The organism is Coralloluteibacterium thermophilum (assembly GCF_042654365.1).
Lineage (GTDB): Bacteria > Pseudomonadota > Gammaproteobacteria > Xanthomonadales > Xanthomonadaceae > Coralloluteibacterium > Coralloluteibacterium thermophilum.
Window position 1 is genome coordinate 38,427 of the sequence record NZ_JBHSGG010000033.1, and the last position, 20,850, is coordinate 59,276.

Consider the following 20,850-nt stretch of genomic DNA (forward strand, 5'->3'; position numbering starts at 1 on the left):
GCCCTCCGGGGCGCCGCACGGCGTCCCTACGCCCTAGCTAGGTCCCATCCGGCAGGGCGTCCTCGCCCGGCGCCGGGGCGGCCGCAAGCCGGCCCTCCTCGACGCGATGGACGCGCTGCACCAGCCCCGGCGGAAGCCTGCCGTGGGTGATCAGCACCAGGCTGCGCCCGTCCAGCGCCTGCGCGAGGTCGCGCAGCAGGGCGTCCGCCGTCGGATGGTCGAGGCCCTCGGTCGGCTCGTCGAGCACCATCAGCTCGGCCGGCTTCAGCAGGGCCCGGGCCAGCGCCAGGCGCCTCCCCTGCCCGCCCGACAGCGTCGCACCGTTCTCGCCGACCCACGCGTCGAGGCCGCCGATGGCCTCCACGGTCGCGTCCAGGCGGACGCGCCGCAGCACCGCCCACATGGCTTCCGCATCGGCCGCGGGATCGCCCAGCGCCAGGTTCTCGCGCACGCTGCCGGCGAACACCGGCGCGTTCTGCGGCAGCCAGGCGATGCGCGCGTGCCAGTCGGCCTGGGCCACGTCGCGCAGATCGACGCCGCCGTAGCTGACGCGTCCCGCCGCAGGATCCCAGAGGCGCAGCAGCAGGGCCGAGAGCGTGGACTTGCCCGAGCCGCTGTCCCCGCAGAGGGCGATGCGCTCGCCGGGGCGCAGTTCGAGATCCACGCCGTCCAGCGCAGGGCGCTCCGCGCCGGGCCATGCGAAGCGCAGGTTCTCCACGCGCAGCGGCTGCGGCCCCGCGGGCAGGGCCTGCGGCACGTCGGGATCCTGCACCGGGACCGGCTGGCCGGCGATGGCCCGCACCCGCTGCAGCGAGGCCAGGCCCGCCTGCAGCGCCTGCCATGCCGCCCCGACGCCCGCCCAGATCTCCAGCACCGCCACGGTCAGGAAGAACAGCGCCGCCGCCGTGGCGGGCGCGAGCGTGCCCGCATGGGCCGCGCCGGCGACGACCCAGAGCATGCCGACCAGGCCCGCCGCGACCGCCAGCGCATGCAGCGCCTGCCCCGCGGTGAGGCGACGCCGGCGCCGCGCGTCGGCATCCGCGAGCGCCCCGGCCTCGGCCTGCACGCGCGCCGCCCAGAGGCCGCCGGCATCGAGTGCGGCGAGATCCCCGGCGCCTTCGAGGCCTTCGTAGGCCAGCGTGCGCAGGCGGCCGCGGATCCCGGCGCGCCGGTGCTCCTGGCGCTGGCGGCCGAGCGCCACCACCAGCGGCACCGCCACGCCGACGACGAACGCGAGGGCGGCCAGCAGCCCGCCCGCCGGCGGATGCAGCAGGGCCGCCACGCCGATGGCCGCCACGCCCATCGCCATCAGGGCGACGAGCGGCCCCAGCGCCCGCACCAGCAGGCCGTCCACCGCCTCGATGTCCGAGACCAGCCGGGCGACGAGGTCGCCGGTGCGCAGCGCGCCGAGGCGCGCCGGAGCCAGCGGGAGCGCGCGGCGCACGAACCACAGCCGCAGGTCGCGCGCGATGCGCAGCGTCGCGTCGTGGCCCACCAGCTTCTCGCCGTAGCGCGAGACGATGCGCGCGGCGGTCAGGCCGCGGATGCCCGCCGAGGGCATGAACAGGTTGAAGCCACCGGCGATGCCGCCGACCGCCAGCGCCGCCGCGGTGAGGAAGCCGCCCGAGACCGCGAGCAGGCCGACGCCCGCGAGCATCGTGGCGAGCAGCAGCACGACCGTGGCGAGCACGCGCCAGCGATGCGCGAGCACGATCCGCAGCAGGCCGTCGCGCGGTGCGTTCATGCCGGCACCTCCGCCGCGCGGGCCCGCATGCGGCCGCCCGGCAGCTCCAGCACATGGTCCGCCAGCCTCAGCGCGGTGGTGCTGTGGGTCGCCATCACCAGGGTGCGGCCTGCGAGGAAGCGGTCGAGAGCCGCCAGCAGGTCCGCCTCCGTGGCGGGGTCCAGGAAGGCCGTGGGCTCGTCGAGGAGCACCAGGGCCGGGTCGCGCAGGAACAGCCGCGCCAGGCCCACGCGCCGCGCCTCGCCGCCGGAGAGGCCGAAGCCGCGCTCGCCGATCACGGTGTCCAGTCCGCGCGGCAGGCGGGCAGCGAAGCGCATCACCTGCGCCGCCTCGGCCGCCGCCACCAGTTCGGCATCGCTTGCGTCCGGCCTGGCCAGGCGCAGGTTGTCGGCGATGGAGCCCGGGAACAGGTAGGGCTGCTGGCTCGCATAGCCCATCCGCGCCGCGGGCTCCATGCGGACGCCGCCAGCCTCCGGCTCCAGCCAGCCGGCGAGCGCTTCCAGCAGGGTGGTCTTGCCGCATCCGCTGGGGCCGACGACCGCGAGCCGCGTGCCCGGCGCCAGGGCGAATCCGAGCGCCTCGACCACGCGCTGCGGCGCGCCCTCCGGGCGCAGCGCGAGATCCTCGACCACGAGCCCCGGCGCGGGCCCGCGGGCCCGCGGCGCTGCCGCTCCCGCTGCAGGCTCCGGCAGGGCGTCGAGCCGCTCCTCGATCTCCGCCGCCGCGGCCAGCGCCCCGGCGCGGTCGTGGTAGTGCGCGGCCAGCCGGCGCAGCGGCGCGAAGAACTCCGGCGCCAGCAACAGGCAGAACACGCCGACGCCGAGGCTGAGCGGCGCGCCGCCGCGGAGGTCGATCATGTCCAGGTAGGTGAGGCCCAGGTAGAGGGCGACCACCGCGACGCTGACCGACGCGAAGAACTCCAGCACCGTGGACGACAGGAAGGCGATGCGCAGCACCCGCAGGGTGCGCACGCGCACGCCCTCGACGGCGTGGCGGATGCCCTCCAGCTCCTCGCGCGCCCGCCCGTAGAGGCGGATCAGGCCCAGCCCCTTGAGGCGGTCGGCGAAATGGCCGCTCATGCGCGCCAGCTCCCCGAGCTGCTCGCGCCCCGCCGCCTCGGCGCCCCAGCCGACCAGCATCATGAACAGCGGGACGAGGGGCGCGGTGAGCAGCAGCACCAGGCCGACCACCCAGTCCACCCAGAACACCGCGAGCAGCAGCACCGGGGGCACCGCGAACACCTCGATGCGGGTCGGCAGGTAGCCGGCGTAGTAGCCGTCGAGGGCGTCGGTGTGGGTCTGCATCAACTCCGCGAGTTCGCCGCCCCGCCGGCGGCGCAGCCAGCGCGGCCGGGCGTCCAGCAGGCGTGCGTAGAGGCGCGCCCGCAGCTCGCGCCGGATGGTCTCGGAGGCGGCGCCCGCAGCGTTCTGCCCCGCCCACGCCAGCAGCGCGCGCAGCACCAGCACGCCGCCCAGGAGCGCGAAGGCCGGCAACAGCCCCCCCGGCGCCAGACCCTCGACCAGCACGCCCTGGATCACCCAGGCGATGGCCGCCGCCTGCGGCACCAGCAGCCACCCCGCCAGGGCAAGACAGAGCCCCGCCACCGCCAGACGCCGCCGGGCCGGCGCCGCCAGCGCCCCCAGCCAGCGCTCCCGCCGACGCCGCGCCTGCACCTCGGCGGCACGCGCCGCCAGCGGGTCGGTCATGGGGAGATCGGGGGGACGCAGGGCATGGCGGACATTGTAGGGCCTGGTTCGGGCTTGGGGCTTGGGGCCTGGGGCACAGGGAATGGGGCACAGGGCACAGGGGACTGAGCCCGCCCCTTGCCCCTTGCCCCTTGCCCCTTGCCCCACGCCCCATGCCCCACGCCCCAAGCCCCACGCCCCATGCCCCACGCCCCAAGCCCCAAGCCCCACGCCCCAAGCCCCAAGCCCCAAGCCCCAAGCCCCAAGCCCCAAGCCCTAAGCCCTGAGCCTGATTTGATCCAGATCAATGTCCCCCGCCCCACCCCGCCCGACCATGCGCGCCGTGGATTCACCACGCCGCGCCGGGCAGCTCCCGGCGCGCACGAAAGGACATGCACCGCCATGTGGTATTTCGCCTGGCTCCTCGGCATCGGCGCCGCCGCCGGCTTCGCCGTGCTCAACGGAACGTGGCTCGAACAGCGGGAGCAACGCGATGAACGCGGCGATCGCATCGTTTGAGACGCGGCCCTGCACGGACGACGACGCCGCGCTGCCGCCCAGCCTCCTCGCCCGCTACGGCCGGCCCGTTCCGCGCTACACCAGCTATCCCACCGCGGTGCAGTTCGGGCCGCTGCGTCCGGGCACCTACGCCGCATGGCTGGCCGCGGTGCCGGCGGAGGAGGCGGTGTCGCTCTACCTGCACGTGCCCTACTGCGCGGCGCTGTGCTGGTACTGCGGCTGCCGGACCCAGGCCACCCGCAACCACCGCGAGCGCGTCAGCGTCTACGTGGACGACCTGATCGCCGAGATCGACCTGGTCGCCGCCGCGCTCGGCCGGCGCCAGCCGGTCGCGGCGGTGCACTTCGGCGGGGGCACGCCCAACCTGCTGTCGCTCAACGACCTGGAGCGCCTGCTCGACCACCTGCGCCTGCGCTTCGCCATCGCCGACGACGCGGAACTGGCGATGGAGATCGACCCGCGCGAGCTGGGCGCCGAGTACGCGGACGCCCTCGGGCGCGCCGGCTTCCGGCGCATCAGCCTGGGCATCCAGGACTTCGATGCCGAGGTGCAGCGCCTGATCCACCGCGAGCAGCCCTACCCGCTGGTCGAGCAGTCCGTCGAATGGCTGCGTGCCGCGGGCGTCGAGGGCATCAACTTCGACCTGATCTACGGCCTTCCGGGGCAGACCGAGGAGAGTGTGCGGGAGACGCTGCGCCTGGTCTCCGCCCTGCGTCCGGACCGCATCGCCCTCTACGGCTACGCGCACCTGCCCCAGCGCCAGCGGCATCAGCGCCTGATTCCAGAGGACCGTCTGCCGGATGCGGCGCTGCGCCACCGCCTGCAGCGGCTGGCCCAGGACGAGCTGGCGGCCCAGGGTTACGTCGCGGTGGGGATGGACCATTTCGCCCTGCCCCACGACCGGCTGGTCCATGCCCGCGTGCGCAACTTCCAGGGCTACAGCACCGATACCGCCCGCACCCTGGTCGGGCTCGGTGCCTCCGCCATCGGCCAGTTCGCCCAGGGCTATGCGCAGAACCAGCCGGCGACCGCGCTCTGGCGCGATGCGGTGCGCAACGGCAGCCTGCCGACCGCACGCGGCCTCGCGACCACCGCCGACGACGTCGCGCGGCGCGCCGTGATCGAACGGCTGATGTGCGACCTTGAGGCGCCGCTCGAGGCCATCGCCCGGGAACACGGCTTCGAGGCCGGCGCGCTCATCGAGGACCCGCAGCTGATCGCCGACCTCGTCCGCGACGGGCTTGCCTGGATCGCGGACGGCCGCATCGGGTGCACGCCGCGTGGCCGCAGCCTGGTGCGGACGCTCTGCTCCGCCTTCGATCGCTACGCGCACGGCGGCGCCCGGCACGCACCGGCGGTATGAGCCCCGGATTCGCATCCGGCGCTTGCCGGACGCCAAGCGGTGCGGGTATCATGCGCGGCTCACGAATCGGGGTGTAGCTCAGCCTGGTAGAGCGCTACGTTCGGGACGTAGAAGTCGCAGGTTCAAATCCTGTCTCCCCGACCAAGATTCGACGAAGAAGCCGGCCCCGCGCCGGCTTTTTCGTGTCCGGACGCCGCCTTCCCCGCGCCGCGCGGGCGCACGTCCTCGACGACGAAGCCGCTGGCGGGAAGCGTCGGCATGCGGCCGAGGTCGATGCCCAGATCCTGCGCCGGCACCGCGTAGTCGATCTCGCCGGCCAGCCGCCGCATCAGCCGCATCATGATCTCCACCGTCGCACGTTCGCCGGGGCACCGATGGGTGACGCCGAGTTCGCCGCCGCCCTGCGGGACGAGCGTGTACGGGTCCGGCTGCCAGTCCCGGAAGCGCTCGGGGTCGAAGCGCTCCGGATCGTTCCAGAGGCGCGGGTCGCGGTTGCTGCCGTAGAGGTCGAGCATGACCCAGTCGCCCTTGCGGAACCGGTGGCCCTGCCACTCGAAGTCGTGGGTGGCACGGCCGCCGACGGCCGGGAAGAAGGGGTAGAACCGCCGCACCTCCTGCGCGAAACGCTCCAGGTCGCCGCGGTCGCCCTGCGCCAGGCGGGCGCGCCATTCCGGATGCGCGTGCAGGGCCAGGGCGCCGAAGGTCAGGAAGCGCGCCACGGCCACGGTCGGGCGCAGCAGGTTGAGCAGTTCGATCGCGGCGATCTTCACCGGCAGCGGTTCGCCATCGGGGTCGCAGTGGGCCGCGACCGCGGCCAGGGGCGAGCCGCTGCCCGGGTCGAGGCTGCCGTCGCGCACCGCGCGGACCAGGCCGCGCGCCCAGCGCTCGCAGCGCGCGCGCAGCAGCAGGCCGCGCCAGTTGCGCGGTCCGACCGCGCCGGCGCCGTCGATCATCGCCGCGAATTCGCGGGTGCGCCGAGGAAGGTCGGCCTGCGCCTCGGGAATCCCCGCCCAGCGGCAGGCGGCGCGGCAGAGCAGCGCCTGGAAGGCGTCGTGCAGGACGACGCGCCCGGTCCAGGCCGGCACCTCGCGCGCCCAGGCGTCCTCCGCCGCCGTGGCGAGGTCCGCGGTGCCCTGCACGTCCAGCAGGCCGGTGAACAGGCGCTTGCGGCTGCGGTGGGCGGCACCGTCCTTGAGCTGCACGCTGCCGTAGTCCTGCAGCAGGGCGACCGCGGAGGGCGGCAGCGCACCTTTCCGCGTGAAGCGGTCGGGCTGGTAGAACATGCGGGCGGCATCCGGGCCGCCGACGAAGATGGCCTTGCGCAGCATGATGCGCGCCTGGAACAGGTCGCTGCCGTAGCGCGCCCGCCGCCGCGGGATGAACGCATAGCCCTCGCGCATGAAGGCGATCGAGCTGTCGAAGGCGGAGTCGCGCGGAATCCCGGGCATCGCTGGCTCCCTGTGGTGCATCGGAGAAGAGCGCGGCCGCAGCCGCGTCGCCAGACTAGGCAGGAACCGGTCGCGTGCCGGTGAATCCCGCGCCTCAGTCCCGCGCCTGCGCGCGCAGCAGGTCCATCAGCGCGCGTGCGTCGAACGGCGCGCGCACCTTGCTGTCGTTGTCGAAGTAGCAGTACACGTCGCGCGGCACCGGCGACGGCGCGCCCGGCCGCACCGTACGGGCGTCCTCCACCTGCCCGCCGTCGGCCCAGGCGCGGATGCGCCGCGCCCAGTCCGCCAGCGCCGCGGCGTCGTAGCCGCTGGCGTAGAGCTCGGTCGCGCCGTGCAGGCGCAGGTACATGAAGTCGGCGGTGACGTCCTCGGCATAGGGCCACTCGGCCGCGGCGTCGGCCACGACGAGGGCGGCGCCGTGGTCCCGCAGGAGATCGAGGAAGGCCTCGTCGAGGAAGCTCGCATGCCGGACCTCGAAGGCATGCCGCAGCGGACGCACGGCGTCGATGGCCAGCGCCGTGCGCCCGCGCATGATCGCGGTGTCGCGCCGCTGGGCCAGCGCCCGCGCCTCGCCGGTGTCGCGGGGCAGCAGCGCGAGGAAGTCCGCCAGCAGCCCGCGGTCGAACTTCAGGCTGGGCGGCAGTTGCCACAGCACCGGACCGAGCTTGCCGCGCAGGCGCAGCACCCCCGAGGCGAAGAAGTTGGCGACCGCCTTCTCCGCGTCGCGCAGGCGGCGCATGTGGGTGACGAAGCGCGGCGCCTTCACCGCGAACACGAAGTTCTCCGGCGTGGCGTCGTGCCAGGCCGCCCAGCTCTTCGGCGTCTGCAGGGAATAGAAGGAGCCGTTGATCTCGACGCTGCCGAAGCAGCGTGCGGCGTAGGCCAGTTCCTCGCGCTGCGGCAGCCCCTCGGGATAGAACACGCCGCGCCACGGCGCGTAGCGCCAGCCGGAGATGCCGATGCGGATGCCCATGCGGCGCACGCTAGGCGTTCCGCGGGCTGCACCGGGTGAAGCCGGATCAGCCGGCGCCGCGCGACGCCGGGTGCCGCACCTGGCCCTCGCCGCGGACCACGAAGCGCTCGATGGTCAGGGCCTCCGCACCCATGGGCCCGTAGGCGTGCAGGCGCGTGGTGGAGATCCCGATCTCGGCGCCGAGGCCCAGCTCGCCGCCGTCGGAGAAGCGCGAGGAGGCGTTCACCATGACCACCGCCGAACGCAGCGCCGCGACGAAGCGCGAGGCGGCGTCGGGGTCTGTCGTGGCGATCACCTCGGTGTGGTCCGAGCCGTGGCGCCGGATGTGCGCGACCGCCGCGTCGAGATCGTCCACCACCCGGACCGCGAGCACGAGATCGAGGAACTCGGCGCCGTAGTCCTCCTCCGCGGCCGGGCGGACGGTGGGCAGCCGCGCACGGGTCGCGGCGTCGCCGCGCAGCTCGACCCCGCGGGCGGACAGCGCTGCGGCCGCCCGCGGAAGGAAGGCGTCGGCGACGTCGGCGTGCACCAGCAGGGTCTCCAGCGCGTTGCACACGCCGGGCCGGGAGGTCTTGCCGTCCACGAGCAGGTCGAGCGCCAGCCCCAGGTCGGCGGCGCGGTCGACGTAGAGGTGGCAGACGCCCTTGTAGTGGCGGATCACCGGCACGCGCGCGTGCTCCGCGACGAAGCGGATCAGGCCTTCGCCGCCGCGCGGAATGGCGAGGTCGACCAGCTCGTTCTGCCGCAGCAGTTCGACCATGGCCTCGCGGCGCAGGTCGGTCAGCAGGTTCACCGCGGCCTCCGGCACGCCCTCCCCGCGCAGGGCGCGTCGCAGCGCCCCGGCGATGGCGGTATTGGAATGGATGGCCTCGCTGCCGCCGCGCAGCACCACGGCGTTGCCGGCCTGCAGGCAGAGCGCGGCGGCGTCCGCGGTCACGTTCGGGCGCGCCTCGTAGATCATGGCGACCACGCCCAGCGGGATGCGCACGCGTTCCACCACCAGGCCGTTGGGGCGGGTTTCCCGCCGTGTCGTGCGCCCCACCGGGTCCGGCAGCGCGGCGACGCCGCGCACCCCGGCGGCGATGCCGTGCAGGCGGTCCGGGTCGAGCCGCAGGCGGTCGCGCAGGGCCGGGCCGATGCCGCGGGCGTCGGCCGCGGCCAGGTCGCGGGCATTCGCATCGAGGATGTCCGGCGCGGCGGCCTCGATGGCGTCGGCCATCGCTTCCAGCAGGGTCCGCTTGCGCGCCGCATCGAGGGCGGCGACGCCGGCCGCGGCCGCGCGGCAGGCGCGCAGGGCCTCGACCAGTGCGCTCCCGCCCTGATGCGGCTCGCTCACAGCAGCACCAGGTCGTCGCGGTGCACGACGCTCTCGCCGTAGTTGTAGCCGAGCAGCAGGTCGATGTCGCGGCTGTGGCGCCCCGCGATGCGCCGCACGTCGGCCGCGGCGTACTGCACGAGGCCGCGGGCGACAGCACCGCCCCCGGCGTCCCGCACCTCGACCACGTCGCCGCGCGCGAACTCGCCCACGACCTCGCGGACGCCGCCCGCGAGCAGCGAGGCGCCCCGCGTCCGCAGGGCCTCCACCGCGCCGGCATCGACCGCCAGCGCGCCGCCGACCGGCGCGTTGCGCAGCCAGTGCTTGCGCGCGGCGGGGCGGCTGCGTTCCGCCTGGATGCGCGTGCCGAGCAGGCGGTCCTCGGCGAGCAGACGGTGCACGTCCTGCCGCGTGCCGTTGAAGATCACGGTGTCCACGCCGGCAGCCGAGGCGCGGGCGGCGGCTTCGAGCTTGGTGCGCATGCCGCCCGTCCCCGAGCGCGTCCCTGCCCCGCCGGCGAAGCCCATGAGCTCGGGCGAGACCCCGAGCGTCGCCTGCACCGGCTGGGCGACGGGATCGAGCCGCGGATCGGCGCTGTAGAGGCCGTCCACGTCGCTGGCGATGAACAGCACGTCGGCGTTGACCAGGGCCGCGACGATGGCGGCGAGGTTGTCGTTGTCGCCGAGCTTGAGCTCGTCCACCGAGACGGTGTCGTTCTCGTTCACCACCGGCAGCGCGCCCAGGCGCAGCAGTTCGAGCAGGGTCGCACGGGCGTTGAGGTAGCGGCGGCGGTTGCGCAGGTCGTCGTGGGTCAGCAGCACCTGGGCGACCGGCACCTCGAAGAAGCGCTGCCAGAGCGCCATCAGGCGGGCCTGCCCGAGCGCCGCGAGCGCCTGCCGCGCCGCCATCGGCGCGCCGGCCTCGGGCGCCCGCGGCACCAGCGTGCGGCCGGCCGCCACGGCGCCGGAGGAGACGATCACCACCTCGCGCCCCTGGGTGCGGCTGGCCGAGACGAACTGCGCGAGGCCCAGCGCGTGGCGTGGGCTGAGCCCGTGCGCGTCGGCCGCCAGCAGGCTGCTGCCGACCTTCAGTACCGCGCGGCGCCAGGGCGGCAGGCGCTGCTCGCGGAATGCGCTCATGCGCGTCCCTCCCCGGCCGCGGCCGCGCCCGCGCCGCACGGAACGTCAGGTCGCCAGGGCCGGGGCATGCGCATGCGCCTAGTCCAGCGCCCGCAGCCGCTCGCGCAGCACGTCGAGGCGGAGGTCGCCCGCCGCACCGGGCGAGGTGCGCGCGGCGAGACTGGTCTCGGGCGTACGCCCCTGCCCCGCCTCGGAGGCGCTGTCGGCCGCGGCGCGGTAGGCGTCGCGGAAGGGGACGCCCGCGACGGCGGCCTCGATGGCCACGTCGGTCGCGTACATCGACGGTTCGATGGCCGCGCGCATCGCGGTCTCGTTCCACTGCAGGCGCGCGAGCAGGTCCGGCAGCAACGCCAGGGCGTCCAGGCCGTGGCGGAAGCCGTGGAAGATCGAGCCCTTGCTGAGCTGCAGGTCGCGCTGGTAGCCGGACGGCAGGGACAGCAACTGCTCGATCTCGGTGCGCGCCGCGGCGACCGGCGCGTAGCTGGCGCGCATCAGCTCGACCACGTCCGGGTTGCGCTTGTTCGGCATGATCGAGCTGCCGGTGGTGAACTCCGCGGGCAGCGTCACGAAACCGAACTCGGCCGTGGTGAACAGCGACAGGTCCCAGGCGATGCGGCGCAGGTCGAGCACCGCGGCGCCCAGGGCATCGAGCGCGGCGATCTCGAACTTGCCCCGCGAGAGCTGGGCGTAGATCGGGCTGACCTGCATGCGCCCGAAGCCGAGCGCGCGCGTGGTGTGGTCGCGGTCCAGCGGCAGGTTGACGCCGTAGCCGGCGGCGGTGCCGAGGGGATTGGCGTCGACCAGGGCCAGGGTCTGGTCGGCGCGCTGCGCATTGTCGATGAAGGACTCGGCGAAGCCGGCGAACCACATCGCCGTCGAGGACACCACCGCGCGCTGGACGTGGGTGTAGCCCGGCATCGGCAGGGCCTCGACCTCGGCCCGCGCCAGGCAGACCTCGGCGACGCTGCGGGCCACGTCGGCCAGCTCGCGCAGCCTGGCCTTCAGCCACAGGCGGCTGGCGACCAGTACCTGGTCGTTGCGGCTGCGGCCGGTGTGCACGCGCCTGCCGCTGTCGCCCAGGCGTTCGGTCAGGCGCGCCTCGATGGCGGAATGGCCGTCCTCGAAGCGCTCGTCGAGCACGAAGGCCCCGCTGCGGAAATCGTCGGCCAGGCTGGCCAGCTCGCGCCGGATGGCCCGGGCCTCGTCCTCGCTCACGATGCCGATGTTGGCCAGCCCGCCGACGTGCGCCGCACTGGCCTCGATGTCGTACAGGAACAGCTCGCGGTCGAGCACCACGTCGTCGCCGGCGAGGAAGCGCATGATGCGCGCGTCGGTCGCGACGCCGGACTTTTGCCACAGGAGATCGGTCATACGGCAGGAATGGGCGGGGAGGCGTGTGTGAAGGGAGGTGGAGGAGCGAGAGTAGTGAGGAATGAGAATATGAGGAAGCCACGGCCGGCGTGAGGGCCGTTCCTCACCCCTTCCCGCCCTCGCCCCGACCGCCGAGGGCGGTCAGCTCCCCGCAGCCCAGGGCGATGTTGATGTTCTGCATGGCCTGGGTGGCGGCACCCTTGAGCAGGTTGTCCAGGGTGGCGACCACCACCACCCGCCTGCCGCCCGGCGCGACCGCGAAGCCGCCGATCTCCACGCCGTGGCGGCCGGCGATGCGGCTGACCCAGGGGGCGTCGTCGAGCACCTTCACCAGCTTCTCGCCGGCGTAGCGCTGCACGTAGCGGGTGTGGATGAAGTCCCGCTTCATCGGCGCCTGCAGCCACATGTTGACGGTCATGGTGATGCCGCGGAAGTGCGGCGCCACGTGCGGCATGAACTCCACGGGCACCCCGAGGTGCCGGCTCACCTCGCGCTCGTGCAGGTGGTCGACCAGGGCGTAGGGCATCAGGTTGTCGCGCAGCAGCTCGACGTTGTTCTTGTCCGAGGGCGTGGTGCCGGCGCCGGAGTAGCCCGACACGCCGAAGCACTGCGGCGGCCCGGCGAGGTCGGCCAGCATCGGCGCGATCGCGAGCTGCATGGCGGTGGCGTAGCAGCCGGGATTGCTGATGCGGCGCTGGCCGGCGTAGCGGTCGCGGGTGAGCTCGGGCAGGCCGTAGTACCAGCCGGCGTCGAACCGGTAGTCCGCGGACAGGTCGACCACGAGGGTCTCCGGCGCGGCGGCGTCGATGGCCTCCACGTAGGCACCCGCCTTGCCGTTGGGTAGGGCCAGCACGACCACGTCGGCGCCCTTGGCGGCGACCGCCGCGGGCTCGAGGTTCTCGAAGCGCAGCTCGCCGCGCCAGGCGTCGTTGTGGTCGGCCACGCGCTGGCCGGCCAGTTCCCGCGAGGAGACGAAGGCCAGGTCGAGCGCGGGGTGGGCGGCGACCAGCCGGATCAGCTCTGCGCCGGTGTGGCCGCGCGCGCCGACGATGCCGAGGGTGAAGGTCCTGTTGCTCATGCGTATGCGTCCAGTCGGGACAGCAGGTGGTTGCGAACCCCCGGCCATTCCGTGTCGATGATGGAGAAGGCGACGGTGTCGCGGGGCGTACCGTCGGCGTGCCAGAGCCGGTCCAGGCCGCTGCCCGCCAGGGCGTCGCGCAGCGCGTCGGCATGCCCGGCGTGCAGTGGCTCCAGCGCGGCATGCCCGGCGTGCAGTGGCTCCAGCGCGGCATGCCTGCCGTGCAGCGCGGGCGCCTCGCGCCAGGCCGCGGGCAGTCCATCCGTCGCCACGCTCAGCCCACCAGGGTCGCCGGCCGCACCGCGCAGTGCGCGACGCAGGCCTGGATCTCGTCGAAGCCGTCGAGGCCGTACCAGAACACCTTCCACTTCTCCTGCTTGAAGCAGCCGTCGGATTCCGCGTAGTAGAAGATGTTGACCTGGTTGTTGTGCCGCGAGCGCCAGAACAGCTTCGGCGTCTCCTCGCGCATGACGTTCCAGACCGCCCGTCCCAGGCCCTCGCCCTGCGCGTCGTCCAGCACCGCGAACTTGTCCAGGTAGGTGAACGCGCCCTCGCGGGTGAGGACGATCGCCGCGCGGTAGTTCTCGCTGACGTAGGCGCGCTCCAGCGTCGTGCGTTCGAAGTAGTCCTCGACCAGGGTGCGCCCGAAGCTGGACTCGATCAGGGTGCGCAGGCGCGGCAGGTCGAGTTCGTCCCAGGCGTTCACGCGCAGGACGCGCTCGCCGCGGCGCACCAGGGTGCCCGAACCCTTGTGGGTGAAGAGTTCTTTCGCCAGGTCCGCAGGCCGCGTGATCGAGACCGAGGAGGTCAGTGGCAGACGGTCGAGCAGGTCCTTGATCTGCTCGACCTTGACCCGCATGCCGCCGTTGATCCACGGCTGCGCCATGAGGTGCTCGTACTCGGTGGACAGGTTGATCGAGTCGATCACCCTGCCCCGCTCGTCGAGCAGGCCGCCGGTGCCGGTGAGGAAGATGATCTTGTACGGCTGCAGCACCTGGACCAGTTCGTTCGCCGCGAAGTCCGCGTTGACGTTGAGGATCTGCCCGCCCGCGGTCTCGCCGAGGCTGGCGATGACGGGGATGGAGCCGGCGTGCAGGCTCGCCTCGATCGGCGCGAGGTTGACGCCCCTGACCTCGCCGACGAGGCCGTAGGTGTCGCGGTCGAGGTAGTCGGCCTCGAACACGCCGCCGGTGATCGAGGTCGCGCGCGCGCCCTCCTGCTGCAGGGCCTCGACCAGGCGCAGGTTCGACGCCTGGAACACCCGGCGGACGATGGCCAGCGCCTCCGGCGAGGTCACCCGCAGGCCCTTGACCGTGGTCTTCTCGATGCCTGCGGCGGCGAGTTCCACATCGAGCTGCGGGCCGGCGCCGTGCAGGACGATGGGCGTCAGGCCCACCTCCTGCAGGAAGGACAGCGACGAGGTGAGCGCGTCGAGATCGTCGCGCAGCACCGCGCCGCCCACCTTCACCACGGCGAAGCGCTTGGCGTCGAGCTGCGAGAAACGCTTGAGGTACTGCGAGATCTCCTTGGCGCTGGCCATGCTCGAGAGCAGGCGCACGATGGTCTGGCGGGTCTGGACGTTGGCGGGCATCGACGGAGTCTTGCGGAGCGCGCGCGGCGGCGCAGGGGTGGCGGGATCGGCGAGGAACATCAGGCGGTCCGTTCGAGGATGCGGACGACGGAATGGGCGTAGCGGTCGAGCTGGTCGAGCGCGACCCACTCGTCGGCGGTATGCGCCTGGGCGATGTCGCCCGGGCCGTAGACGAAGGTGGTGTAGCCGCCCTGCGAGAACAGCGAGGCCTCGGTCCAGAAGTCCACCGCGTTGCCGATCGGAAGCCCCAGCGCGTCGGCCGCGTCGCGCGCGGCCAGCCGCTTCTCCTCCGCACCGGCGATGTCGCCCGCCGGCAGGCTCGGCCCGCGGAAGGTCTCGGTGAACTCGGCGGCCGCGGGCTCGGCGAGGCCGGCGAAGGTCGCGAGCAGGTCGTCGATGTCCATCGACGGCAGCGGCCGGAACCCGAAGCGCAGCTCGGCCGACGGCGCGATCATGTTGGCCTTGATCCCGCCCTCCACCCGGCCGATGTTGAAGCGCAGCCCGGTCAGTCCGCCGAAGCGCGCATGGGCCAGCGACTCGACGTGGTCGAGCGCGCGGGCGCCCCAGCGCATGGCCTGGTGGAGGGCGCTGGCGGCGGGATCCTGGCGTCCCGAGGCGTGCCCGGCGCGACCCGCGAAGCGCATCAGCACCGAGCTGATGCCGCGATGGGCGAGCACCGCCTCCGCCATGGTGGGTTCGGCGACGATCACCGTCTCGAAGGGCAGCTTCCGGGCCAGGAAGGCCGCGATGCAGCGCGCGTCGTTGGCCTCCTCGTCGGTGGTGAACAGGAAGGCCGCGTCGCCGCGGGTCGCGGCCGCCGCGGCCAGCAGCGCGGCGGCCGCGCCCTTGATGTCGCAGGCGCCGAGGCCGATCGCACGCTCGCCGTCCACGCGCAGCACGTGCGGGTCCGCGGACCAGTGCGGCGAGTCCGGCACGGTGTCCAGGTGCACGTTGAACAGGATCTTCGGCGCACCGCGCACGGCGAGGCAGCTCACTGCCCCCGCGCCGTGGTCGGTGACCTCGACCCGGAAGTCCGGCAGCGCCGCGCGGATGACGTCGAAGATGCCGCCGGTCCCGATCTCCCGCGGCGGATTGCGGGTGTCGCAGGCGACCAGGGCACGGAGGTGGTCCAGGGTGGTGTCGAGGAGGGGCATGGCGTTCAGGAACTGCGGGAATCGGGAAGGGGGAAACGGGAACGGCTGGATGTCGAGGGAGCGGGCCGGAGGATCGGGGACGGACGGCGTGCCGAGGCTGCACTACCAGGACGACCCTCGGGTCCCCCTTCCCGATTCCCGCTTCACCCTTCCCGCCTCACCCGATCAGCGATTCACCTCCGCCCACAACGTCGAGCTCATTCCGAACAGCTTGATGAAGCCTTCGGCTTCCTCGACGCCCCAGTCGGCCGACTGGGCGTAGACCGCGCCCTTGGCGTTGAGGATGTGCGGGGAGCGGATCTCGACCGCGTCCACGCGGGCGCCGCTGGTCTCCAGCACGACGTCGCCGTTGACCGTCGCCTGGCTGGAGGCGAGGAAGGCCTCCAGGTCGGTCTTCACCGGGTCGTGGAAGAAGCCCTCGTAGACGACCTCCACCCACTTGCGCGCGACCTCGGGCTTGAAGCGGTTCTGCTGCTTGCTGAGCACTGCCTCCTCGAGCGCGCGGTGCGCGGTGAGCAGGGCCACGATGCCCGGCGCTTCGTACACGATGCGGCCCTTGAGCCCGATCGTGGTGTCGCCGGTGTACATGCCGCGACCCACGCCGTAGGCCGCGAACAGGCCGTTGAGCTTCGCCAGGAGCTGGGCGCCGGGCATGCGCTGGCCGTCCAGCGCCACCGCCTCGCCCTTCTCGAAGGTCAGGGTGACCCGCAGCGCATCCTCCGGCCATTCGCTGCGCGGCCTGCACCAGCCGCGCGCGCCGGCGCCCGGCGCCTTCCAGTGGTCGATCTCGCCGCCGGAGAGGGTCACGCCCAGCAGGTTCTCGTTGATGGTGTAGCTCTTCTGCTTGGCCCGCACCTCGAAGCCCCGCTCCTCCAGGTAGGCCTGCTCGTAGGCGCGGGTCTGGGTGTGCTCCTTCTGGATCTCGCGGATCGGCGCGACGATGCGGTAGCTGCCGCGCGCCTTGACCGCGAGGTCGAAGCGCACCTGGTCGTTGCCCATGCCGGTGCAGCCGTGGGCGATGGCGTTGGTCCCCAGCTCGGCCGCGCGCGCGAGCGCCGCGTCGACGATCAGGTAGCGGTCCGAGACCAGCAGCGGGTACTGCCCCTGGTAGCCCTCGCCGGCCCACACGAACGGCTTGACGAAGCCGTCCCAGATCGCCGGGCCGCCGTCCACGGTGACGTGGCTCGCCGCGCCCAGCTCCTTCGCGCGCTGCTCGATGTAGGCCCGCTCCTCCGCATCCACCCCGCCGGTATCGGCGAAGACCGTATGCACGGCCCACCCCCGCTCCTGCAGGTAGGGAATGCAGAAACTGGTGTCGAGGCCGCCGGAGAAGGCGAGGACGATGGCGTTGGAGTCGGTGGGCGTGGTCATGGTCTTGGAGGTGCGGGAGTGGGGTCGGGAATCGGGAATGGGGAATCGGGAACGGATCGGCCGCCGCGGTCGGGTGGCCACATGTTCTTCTGAAGCGCCTGGACAGGGGGAGCGGAACACGGAACGGCGGCCTCGCCCTCCCTCTTCCCGATTCCCCCTTCCCGCTTCACCTCATCAGCGCCGCCATCACCGCCTTCTGCACATGCAGGCGGTTCTCCGCCTCCTCCACGGCGATGCAGTTCGGGGAGTCCATGACGGCGTCGGTGGCCTTGACGTTGCGGCGCAGGGGGAGGCAGTGGCTGAAGACGCCGTCGTTGGTCAGGGCCATCTTCCGCTCGTCGACGATGAAGTGCCGGTACCGGTCGCGGATGGGCTTCTCCTCCTCCCAGCGGCCGAAGTACGGCAGCGCGCCCCAGCTCTTGGCGTAGACCACGTCGGCGCCGGCGTAGGCGGCGTCGGGATCGTGGCTGATCGCCAGGCTGCCGCCGGATTCCGCGACGTTGGCGCGCGCCCAGTCCATGTAGCGCTCGTCGAGGATGTAGTCCGGCGTCGGGCACAGCAGGGTCACGTCCATCCCCATGCGGGTGGCGATGGTCAGGGCCGAGTTCGCGACCGCGGTGTTGAGCGCCTTGGGGTGGTAGGTCCAGGTCAGGACGTACTTCCTGCCGCGCAGGTCGGTGGTGCCGAAGCGTTCCTGCAGGGCCAGCGCGTGAGCCAGCTCCTGGCAGGGATGGGTGATGGTCTCCATGTTGATGACCGGCACCGTGGCGTACTTCGCGAAACTGCGCAGGACGATGTCCTCGCGGTCGCGCGTCCAGTCCACGAACTTCGGGAACGCCCGCACGCCGATCATGTCCACGTAGCGCGACAGCACCCGCGCCACCTCCGCGATGTGCTCCTCGCTCTCCCCGTCCATCACCGTGCCGAGGTCGAACTCGATCGGCCAGGCGTCCTTGCCGGGCTGCAGCACCACCGCGTGGCCGCCGAGCTGGAAGGCGCCCAGCTCGAAGCTGGTCCGGGTCCGCATGGAGGGGTTGAAGAACACCAGCGCGATGGCCTTGCCCTTGAGCGCGTCGCCGAGCTTCTCGCGCTTGAAGCGGGCGGCGTCGGCCAGCACGGCATCGAGCTCGGCACGGGACCAGTCCTGCGTGTTGAGGAAATGGCGGATCGGAGTGGACGTCATCGCGGTTCCGGAAGTTGTGGGAGGTCGGTCGAGCGGAAACCAGAAACGGAAAAACCCAGCGCGAAAGCTGGGTTTTCCTTGTGCAACGGAAATGACGGTGCGCGCCGTCTACCCAGCGGGAGTGCGGGGAAACGGTCGGCGGGCACGCGAGGTCATCCCCGACGCCATGCGGGCGGAGGTGAGGATGTCGGCGTCGGCGCGGGGCGTCGTCATGCGCGGCGGATGATGGCAGTGCGTGCTGCGGCGCGCAAGCGCCCTGTGCGGGAAACGACGACGGCCGGGCGAGCCCGGCCGTCGCGGCGTGGAGGCGGTGCGGCTCAGTACGCCACGCCGTTGTCCTCGGCGGGGGCCACCGTGCTGCGCACGCGCAGGCGCTGGCCGGGGTCGTAGCTCATCCGCGAGCCGTAGACCTCGCCCTTGTAGCTGTACTCCACGTCGTAGGCGGCGATGCGGCGCTCGCTGTGCTCGACGTCCACCGTATAGCAGCCGCTCTCGTAGGTGGTCGTGGTCTGGTTGCGCTCGACCTGCCGGCCGATGGCGCCGCCGGCCACGGCGCCGGCGATGGTGGCGGCGTCGCGCCCGCGGCCGTCGCCCACCTGGCGGCCCGCGACAGCGCCGAGGATGGCGCCGATCGCGGTGCCGGCGTTGCCGCTGCGGTTCTCGATGCGCTGGTAGGGCTCGCTGTCGCAGCGCTGCTCCGGCGTGGTCCAGCGCACGTCCTCGTACACCGGGTTCACGCGCAGCACCTGGGCATAGCCGTAGTTGACGTTCTCCGTCGGCGGGGCCGGCGGGGACAGCGGCTGCGGGTACGCGGCCGGGGGCGGCGGAGGCAGATGGGAGGTCTGGGCGAGCACCGGGGCGGCCGCGAAGCCGGCGAGGACGAGCGTGGAAACAATGGAAGCGCGCAACTGCATCAGTGGTTTCTCCCGCGGAAATCGACTCGAAGCCCGGGCGCCATCATCTCCCCTGGCGCGTCGGTTCGCACGGCCATGATTCCAGCACCGGGCGCCTGAATCACTGCTTTAGATTCCGTTAAACGGCGCCGGTTGCTTGCTAGACTGCGCGGTCAGCCACGCGCCATTCATCCGCCCATGCAGCTACGCCTCCACAACAGCCTCTCGCGCCAGGTCGAGCCGTTCCGGCCCGCCGACCCCGACCGCGTGACGCTCTACGTGTGCGGCCCCACCGTCTACAACTACGTGCACATCGGCAACGCGCGCGGCCCGGTGGTGTTCGGCGTGCTGGTGGAGGCTCTCCGCCGGCGCTACCCGCGGGTGGTGTACGCCCGCAACATCACCGACGTGGACGACAAGATCAACCAGGCCGCGCAGGCCCAGGGCGTCCCGATCGGCGCGATCACCGAGCGCTTCGCCGCCGCCTACCGCGAGGACATGGCGGCGCTGGGCGTGGCGCCGCCCGACCTGGAGCCGACCGCGACCGGCAACATCGACGCCATCGTCGCGATGATCGGGCGCCTGGTCGAGGCCGGCCACGCCTACGCGGCCGAGGGCCACGTGCTGTTCTCGGTGGCGAGCTTCCCCGACTACGGCAGGCTCTCGGGGCGGGATCCCGAGGAGATGCTGGCCGGGGCCCGGGTCGAGGTGGCGCCCTACAAGCGCGACCCCGGCGACTTCGTGCTGTGGAAGCCGTCCGGCGACGGCCTGCCCGGGTGGGATTCGCCCTGGGGACGCGGGCGCCCGGGCTGGCACATCGAGTGCTCGGCCATGGCCGCCGCCCATCTCGGCGAGACCATCGACATCCACGCCGGCGGCGTGGACCTGCAGTTCCCGCACCACGAGAACGAGATCGCGCAGAGCACCTGCGCCCACGGCGGCCGCACCTTCGCCCGGTTCTGGCTGCACAACGGCATGCTGACCTTCGGCGGCGCCAAGATGTCCAAGTCGCTCGGCAACATCGAGCGGGTCCACGACCTGGTGCGCGCCCACCCGCCCGAAGCGCTGCGCTACGCCCTGCTCTCGGCCCACTACCGGCAGCCGCTCGACTGGTCGGACGCACTGATCGAGCAGTCGGTGCGCACGCTGGACCGGCTCTACGGCACGCTCCGCGACCTCGGGCTGGAGCCCGAGGCCGCGGCCGGCACCGCCATTCCCGAGACCATCGAGGCCGCCATCGCCGACGACCTCAACACCCCGAACGCCCTGGCCGAGATCGCGCAGATCGCGGCGGAGACGCGCCGCAGCGCCGACCCCGAGGCCGCCCGCGCACTCGGCGCACGGCTGGTGGCGGCGGGACGCGCCCTGGGCCTGCTGCAGCAGTCGCCCGCGGCCTGGTTCGCCCGCGGCGCCGACGCCGGCGACGAGGCGCGCATCCAGGCCCTGGTCGACGAGCGCGCGGCGGCCAAGAAGGCGCGGGATTTCGCCCGCGCCGACGCCATCCGCCGGCAGCTCGCCGACGAGGGCGTGCTGCTCGAGGACACGCCGCAGGGCGTGCGCTGGAAGCGGGCGGGGTGAGCCGATGACCGACTTCCCTACCGAACCCACCGCCGCCACCGCGCAGGCCGCCATCGCCGAGGAATTCGGCTTCTTCGGCGACTGGTCGGAGCGCTACCAGTACCTGATCGACCTCGGCCGCAAGCTGCCGCCCTTCCCGGAGGAGGCGCGCACCGAGGAGAACCGCCTGCACGGCTGCCAGTCGATGGTGTGGATCGTGGCCGAGGGCGACGCCGCGCGCATCGACTTCCGCGCGGTGAGCGACTCGGCCATCGTCTCCGGCCTGATCTACCTCGCCCTGCGGGTGTACTCGGGGCGCCCCGCGCAGGAGATCCTGGACACGGCGCCGCGCTTCGTCGCCGACATCGGCCTGGCGCGCCACCTGTCGCCGACCCGCAGCAACGGGCTCGGCGCCCTGCTCCAGCACATCCAGGACACGGCGCGCGCGCGCCTCGGACAGTGATCC

Annotated in this window: 18 protein-coding genes and 1 tRNA gene; 5 read left to right on the forward strand and 14 right to left on the reverse strand. The window is 73.0% G+C overall.

Annotated features, from left to right (window positions below; genetic code table 11):
- Positions 1-37 precede the first annotated feature (37 nt).
- Both cydC and cydD read right to left on the reverse strand, forming a co-directional pair.
- The gene (cydC, locus tag ACFO3Q_RS11805) at positions 38-1,744 is read right to left on the reverse strand and encodes a thiol reductant ABC exporter subunit CydC (RefSeq protein WP_377004924.1); all 1,707 of its coding nucleotides are present in this window, start codon (positions 1,742-1,744) and stop codon (positions 38-40) included.
- Positions 1,741-3,450, reverse strand: coding sequence for a thiol reductant ABC exporter subunit CydD (gene cydD, locus ACFO3Q_RS11810; RefSeq protein WP_377004925.1), 1,710 nt, complete (start codon positions 3,448-3,450; stop codon positions 1,741-1,743). The genes cydC and cydD overlap by 4 nt, the downstream gene beginning before the upstream one ends.
- A 273-nt stretch (positions 3,451-3,723) precedes the next feature.
- Between cydD and cydX the strand changes: the two genes are divergently transcribed.
- The 3 genes from cydX (at position 3,724) to ACFO3Q_RS11825 (ending at position 5,455) form a co-directional block, all read left to right on the forward strand.
- Positions 3,724-3,948 (forward strand): cytochrome bd-I oxidase subunit CydX, encoded by a 225-nt coding sequence (cydX, locus tag ACFO3Q_RS11815; RefSeq protein WP_377004926.1) that lies wholly within the window; start codon positions 3,724-3,726, stop codon positions 3,946-3,948.
- Positions 3,923-5,311, forward strand: coding sequence for an oxygen-independent coproporphyrinogen III oxidase (gene hemN, locus ACFO3Q_RS11820; RefSeq protein ID WP_377004927.1), 1,389 nt, complete (start codon positions 3,923-3,925; stop codon positions 5,309-5,311). Before cydX ends, hemN begins: the two co-directional genes overlap by 26 nt.
- 67 nt (positions 5,312-5,378) lie before the next feature.
- Positions 5,379-5,455: transfer RNA gene (locus ACFO3Q_RS11825), tRNA-Pro, on the forward strand.
- Here ACFO3Q_RS11825 and ACFO3Q_RS11830 read toward each other — a convergent pair.
- From ACFO3Q_RS11830 to ACFO3Q_RS11885, 12 genes are all read right to left on the reverse strand, one after another.
- Positions 5,434-6,759, reverse strand: coding sequence for a cytochrome P450 (locus ACFO3Q_RS11830; RefSeq protein ID WP_377004928.1), 1,326 nt, complete (start codon positions 6,757-6,759; stop codon positions 5,434-5,436). The two genes, ACFO3Q_RS11825 and ACFO3Q_RS11830, sit on opposite strands and share 22 nt — an antisense overlap.
- Positions 6,760-6,853: 94 nt before the next feature.
- Positions 6,854-7,732 carry a DUF72 domain-containing protein gene (locus tag ACFO3Q_RS11835; protein WP_377004929.1) on the reverse strand — a complete coding sequence of 293 codons (879 nt, stop codon included), beginning with the start codon at positions 7,730-7,732 and terminating at the stop codon, positions 6,854-6,856.
- A 46-nt stretch (positions 7,733-7,778) separates the two neighbouring features.
- Positions 7,779-9,068: a glutamate-5-semialdehyde dehydrogenase gene (locus ACFO3Q_RS11840; RefSeq protein WP_377004930.1), complete on the reverse strand. Its 1,290-nt coding sequence runs from the start codon at positions 9,066-9,068 to the stop codon at positions 7,779-7,781.
- Positions 9,065-10,186, reverse strand: a complete 1,122-nt coding sequence (gene proB / locus ACFO3Q_RS11845) for a glutamate 5-kinase (RefSeq protein WP_377004931.1) — start codon at positions 10,184-10,186, stop codon at positions 9,065-9,067. The genes ACFO3Q_RS11840 and proB overlap by 4 nt, the downstream gene beginning before the upstream one ends.
- A gap of 78 nt (positions 10,187-10,264) precedes the next feature.
- Entirely contained in the window at positions 10,265-11,557 is a 1,293-nt protein-coding gene (argH, locus tag ACFO3Q_RS11850; protein WP_377004932.1) for an argininosuccinate lyase, read from the reverse strand.
- Between the two features lie 103 nt (positions 11,558-11,660).
- Complete coding sequence (argC, locus tag ACFO3Q_RS11855) at positions 11,661-12,635, reverse strand: N-acetyl-gamma-glutamyl-phosphate reductase (protein ID WP_377004933.1); 975 nt, start codon at positions 12,633-12,635, stop codon at positions 11,661-11,663.
- Positions 12,632-12,907 carry a hypothetical protein gene (locus ACFO3Q_RS11860; protein ID WP_377004934.1) on the reverse strand — a complete coding sequence of 92 codons (276 nt, stop codon included), beginning with the start codon at positions 12,905-12,907 and terminating at the stop codon, positions 12,632-12,634. The genes argC and ACFO3Q_RS11860 overlap by 4 nt, the downstream gene beginning before the upstream one ends.
- Before the next feature lie 2 nt (positions 12,908-12,909).
- Positions 12,910-14,226 (reverse strand): acetylglutamate kinase, encoded by a 1,317-nt coding sequence (locus ACFO3Q_RS11865; RefSeq protein ID WP_377004935.1) that lies wholly within the window; start codon positions 14,224-14,226, stop codon positions 12,910-12,912.
- A gap of 59 nt (positions 14,227-14,285) precedes the next feature.
- The gene (locus ACFO3Q_RS11870; RefSeq protein ID WP_377004936.1) at positions 14,286-15,380 is read right to left on the reverse strand and encodes an acetylornithine deacetylase; all 1,095 of its coding nucleotides are present in this window, start codon (positions 15,378-15,380) and stop codon (positions 14,286-14,288) included.
- 165 nt (positions 15,381-15,545) lie between these two features.
- Complete coding sequence (locus ACFO3Q_RS11875; RefSeq protein WP_377004937.1) at positions 15,546-16,751, reverse strand: argininosuccinate synthase; 1,206 nt, start codon at positions 16,749-16,751, stop codon at positions 15,546-15,548.
- Between the two features lie 166 nt (positions 16,752-16,917).
- The gene (locus tag ACFO3Q_RS11880; RefSeq protein WP_377004938.1) at positions 16,918-17,934 is read right to left on the reverse strand and encodes an N-acetylornithine carbamoyltransferase; all 1,017 of its coding nucleotides are present in this window, start codon (positions 17,932-17,934) and stop codon (positions 16,918-16,920) included.
- 317 nt (positions 17,935-18,251) lie between these two features.
- The gene (locus ACFO3Q_RS11885; RefSeq protein ID WP_377004939.1) at positions 18,252-18,848 is read right to left on the reverse strand and encodes a glycine zipper 2TM domain-containing protein; all 597 of its coding nucleotides are present in this window, start codon (positions 18,846-18,848) and stop codon (positions 18,252-18,254) included.
- Positions 18,849-19,025: 177 nt separating this feature from the next.
- Here ACFO3Q_RS11885 and cysS point away from each other — a divergent pair, with 177 nt between their 5' ends.
- Both cysS and ACFO3Q_RS11895 read left to right on the forward strand, forming a co-directional pair.
- Positions 19,026-20,405, forward strand: coding sequence for a cysteine--tRNA ligase (gene cysS, locus ACFO3Q_RS11890; RefSeq protein ID WP_377004940.1), 1,380 nt, complete (start codon positions 19,026-19,028; stop codon positions 20,403-20,405).
- A gap of 4 nt (positions 20,406-20,409) precedes the next feature.
- Positions 20,410-20,847 carry a SufE family protein gene (locus ACFO3Q_RS11895; protein ID WP_377004941.1) on the forward strand — a complete coding sequence of 146 codons (438 nt, stop codon included), beginning with the start codon at positions 20,410-20,412 and terminating at the stop codon, positions 20,845-20,847.
- Positions 20,848-20,850: the final 3 nt, after the last annotated feature.

What these genes read in the sequence shown, in the direction of transcription:
- cydC (WP_377004924.1), bottom strand. Translation starts at nt 1,744, where the DNA reads ATGAACGCACCGCGCGACGGCCTGCTGCGGATCGTGCTCGCGCATCGC.
- cydD (WP_377004925.1), bottom strand. Translation starts at nt 3,450, where the DNA reads ATGACCGACCCGCTGGCGGCGCGTGCCGCCGAGGTGCAGGCGCGGCGT.
- hemN (WP_377004927.1), top strand. Translation starts at nt 3,923, where the DNA reads ATGAACGCGGCGATCGCATCGTTTGAGACGCGGCCCTGCACGGACGAC.
- ACFO3Q_RS11830 (WP_377004928.1), bottom strand. Translation starts at nt 6,759, where the DNA reads ATGCCCGGGATTCCGCGCGACTCCGCCTTCGACAGCTCGATCGCCTTC.
- ACFO3Q_RS11835 (WP_377004929.1), bottom strand. Translation starts at nt 7,732, where the DNA reads ATGGGCATCCGCATCGGCATCTCCGGCTGGCGCTACGCGCCGTGGCGC.
- proB (WP_377004931.1), bottom strand. Translation starts at nt 10,186, where the DNA reads ATGAGCGCATTCCGCGAGCAGCGCCTGCCGCCCTGGCGCCGCGCGGTA.
- argH (WP_377004932.1), bottom strand. Translation starts at nt 11,557, where the DNA reads ATGACCGATCTCCTGTGGCAAAAGTCCGGCGTCGCGACCGACGCGCGC.
- argC (WP_377004933.1), bottom strand. Translation starts at nt 12,635, where the DNA reads ATGAGCAACAGGACCTTCACCCTCGGCATCGTCGGCGCGCGCGGCCAC.
- ACFO3Q_RS11865 (WP_377004935.1), bottom strand. Translation starts at nt 14,226, where the DNA reads ATGCCCGCCAACGTCCAGACCCGCCAGACCATCGTGCGCCTGCTCTCG.
- ACFO3Q_RS11870 (WP_377004936.1), bottom strand. Translation starts at nt 15,380, where the DNA reads ATGCCCCTCCTCGACACCACCCTGGACCACCTCCGTGCCCTGGTCGCC.
- ACFO3Q_RS11875 (WP_377004937.1), bottom strand. Translation starts at nt 16,751, where the DNA reads ATGACCACGCCCACCGACTCCAACGCCATCGTCCTCGCCTTCTCCGGC.
- ACFO3Q_RS11880 (WP_377004938.1), bottom strand. Translation starts at nt 17,934, where the DNA reads ATGACGTCCACTCCGATCCGCCATTTCCTCAACACGCAGGACTGGTCC.
- ACFO3Q_RS11885 (WP_377004939.1), bottom strand. Translation starts at nt 18,848, where the DNA reads ATGCAGTTGCGCGCTTCCATTGTTTCCACGCTCGTCCTCGCCGGCTTC.
- cysS (WP_377004940.1), top strand. Translation starts at nt 19,026, where the DNA reads ATGCAGCTACGCCTCCACAACAGCCTCTCGCGCCAGGTCGAGCCGTTC.
- ACFO3Q_RS11895 (WP_377004941.1), top strand. Translation starts at nt 20,410, where the DNA reads ATGACCGACTTCCCTACCGAACCCACCGCCGCCACCGCGCAGGCCGCC.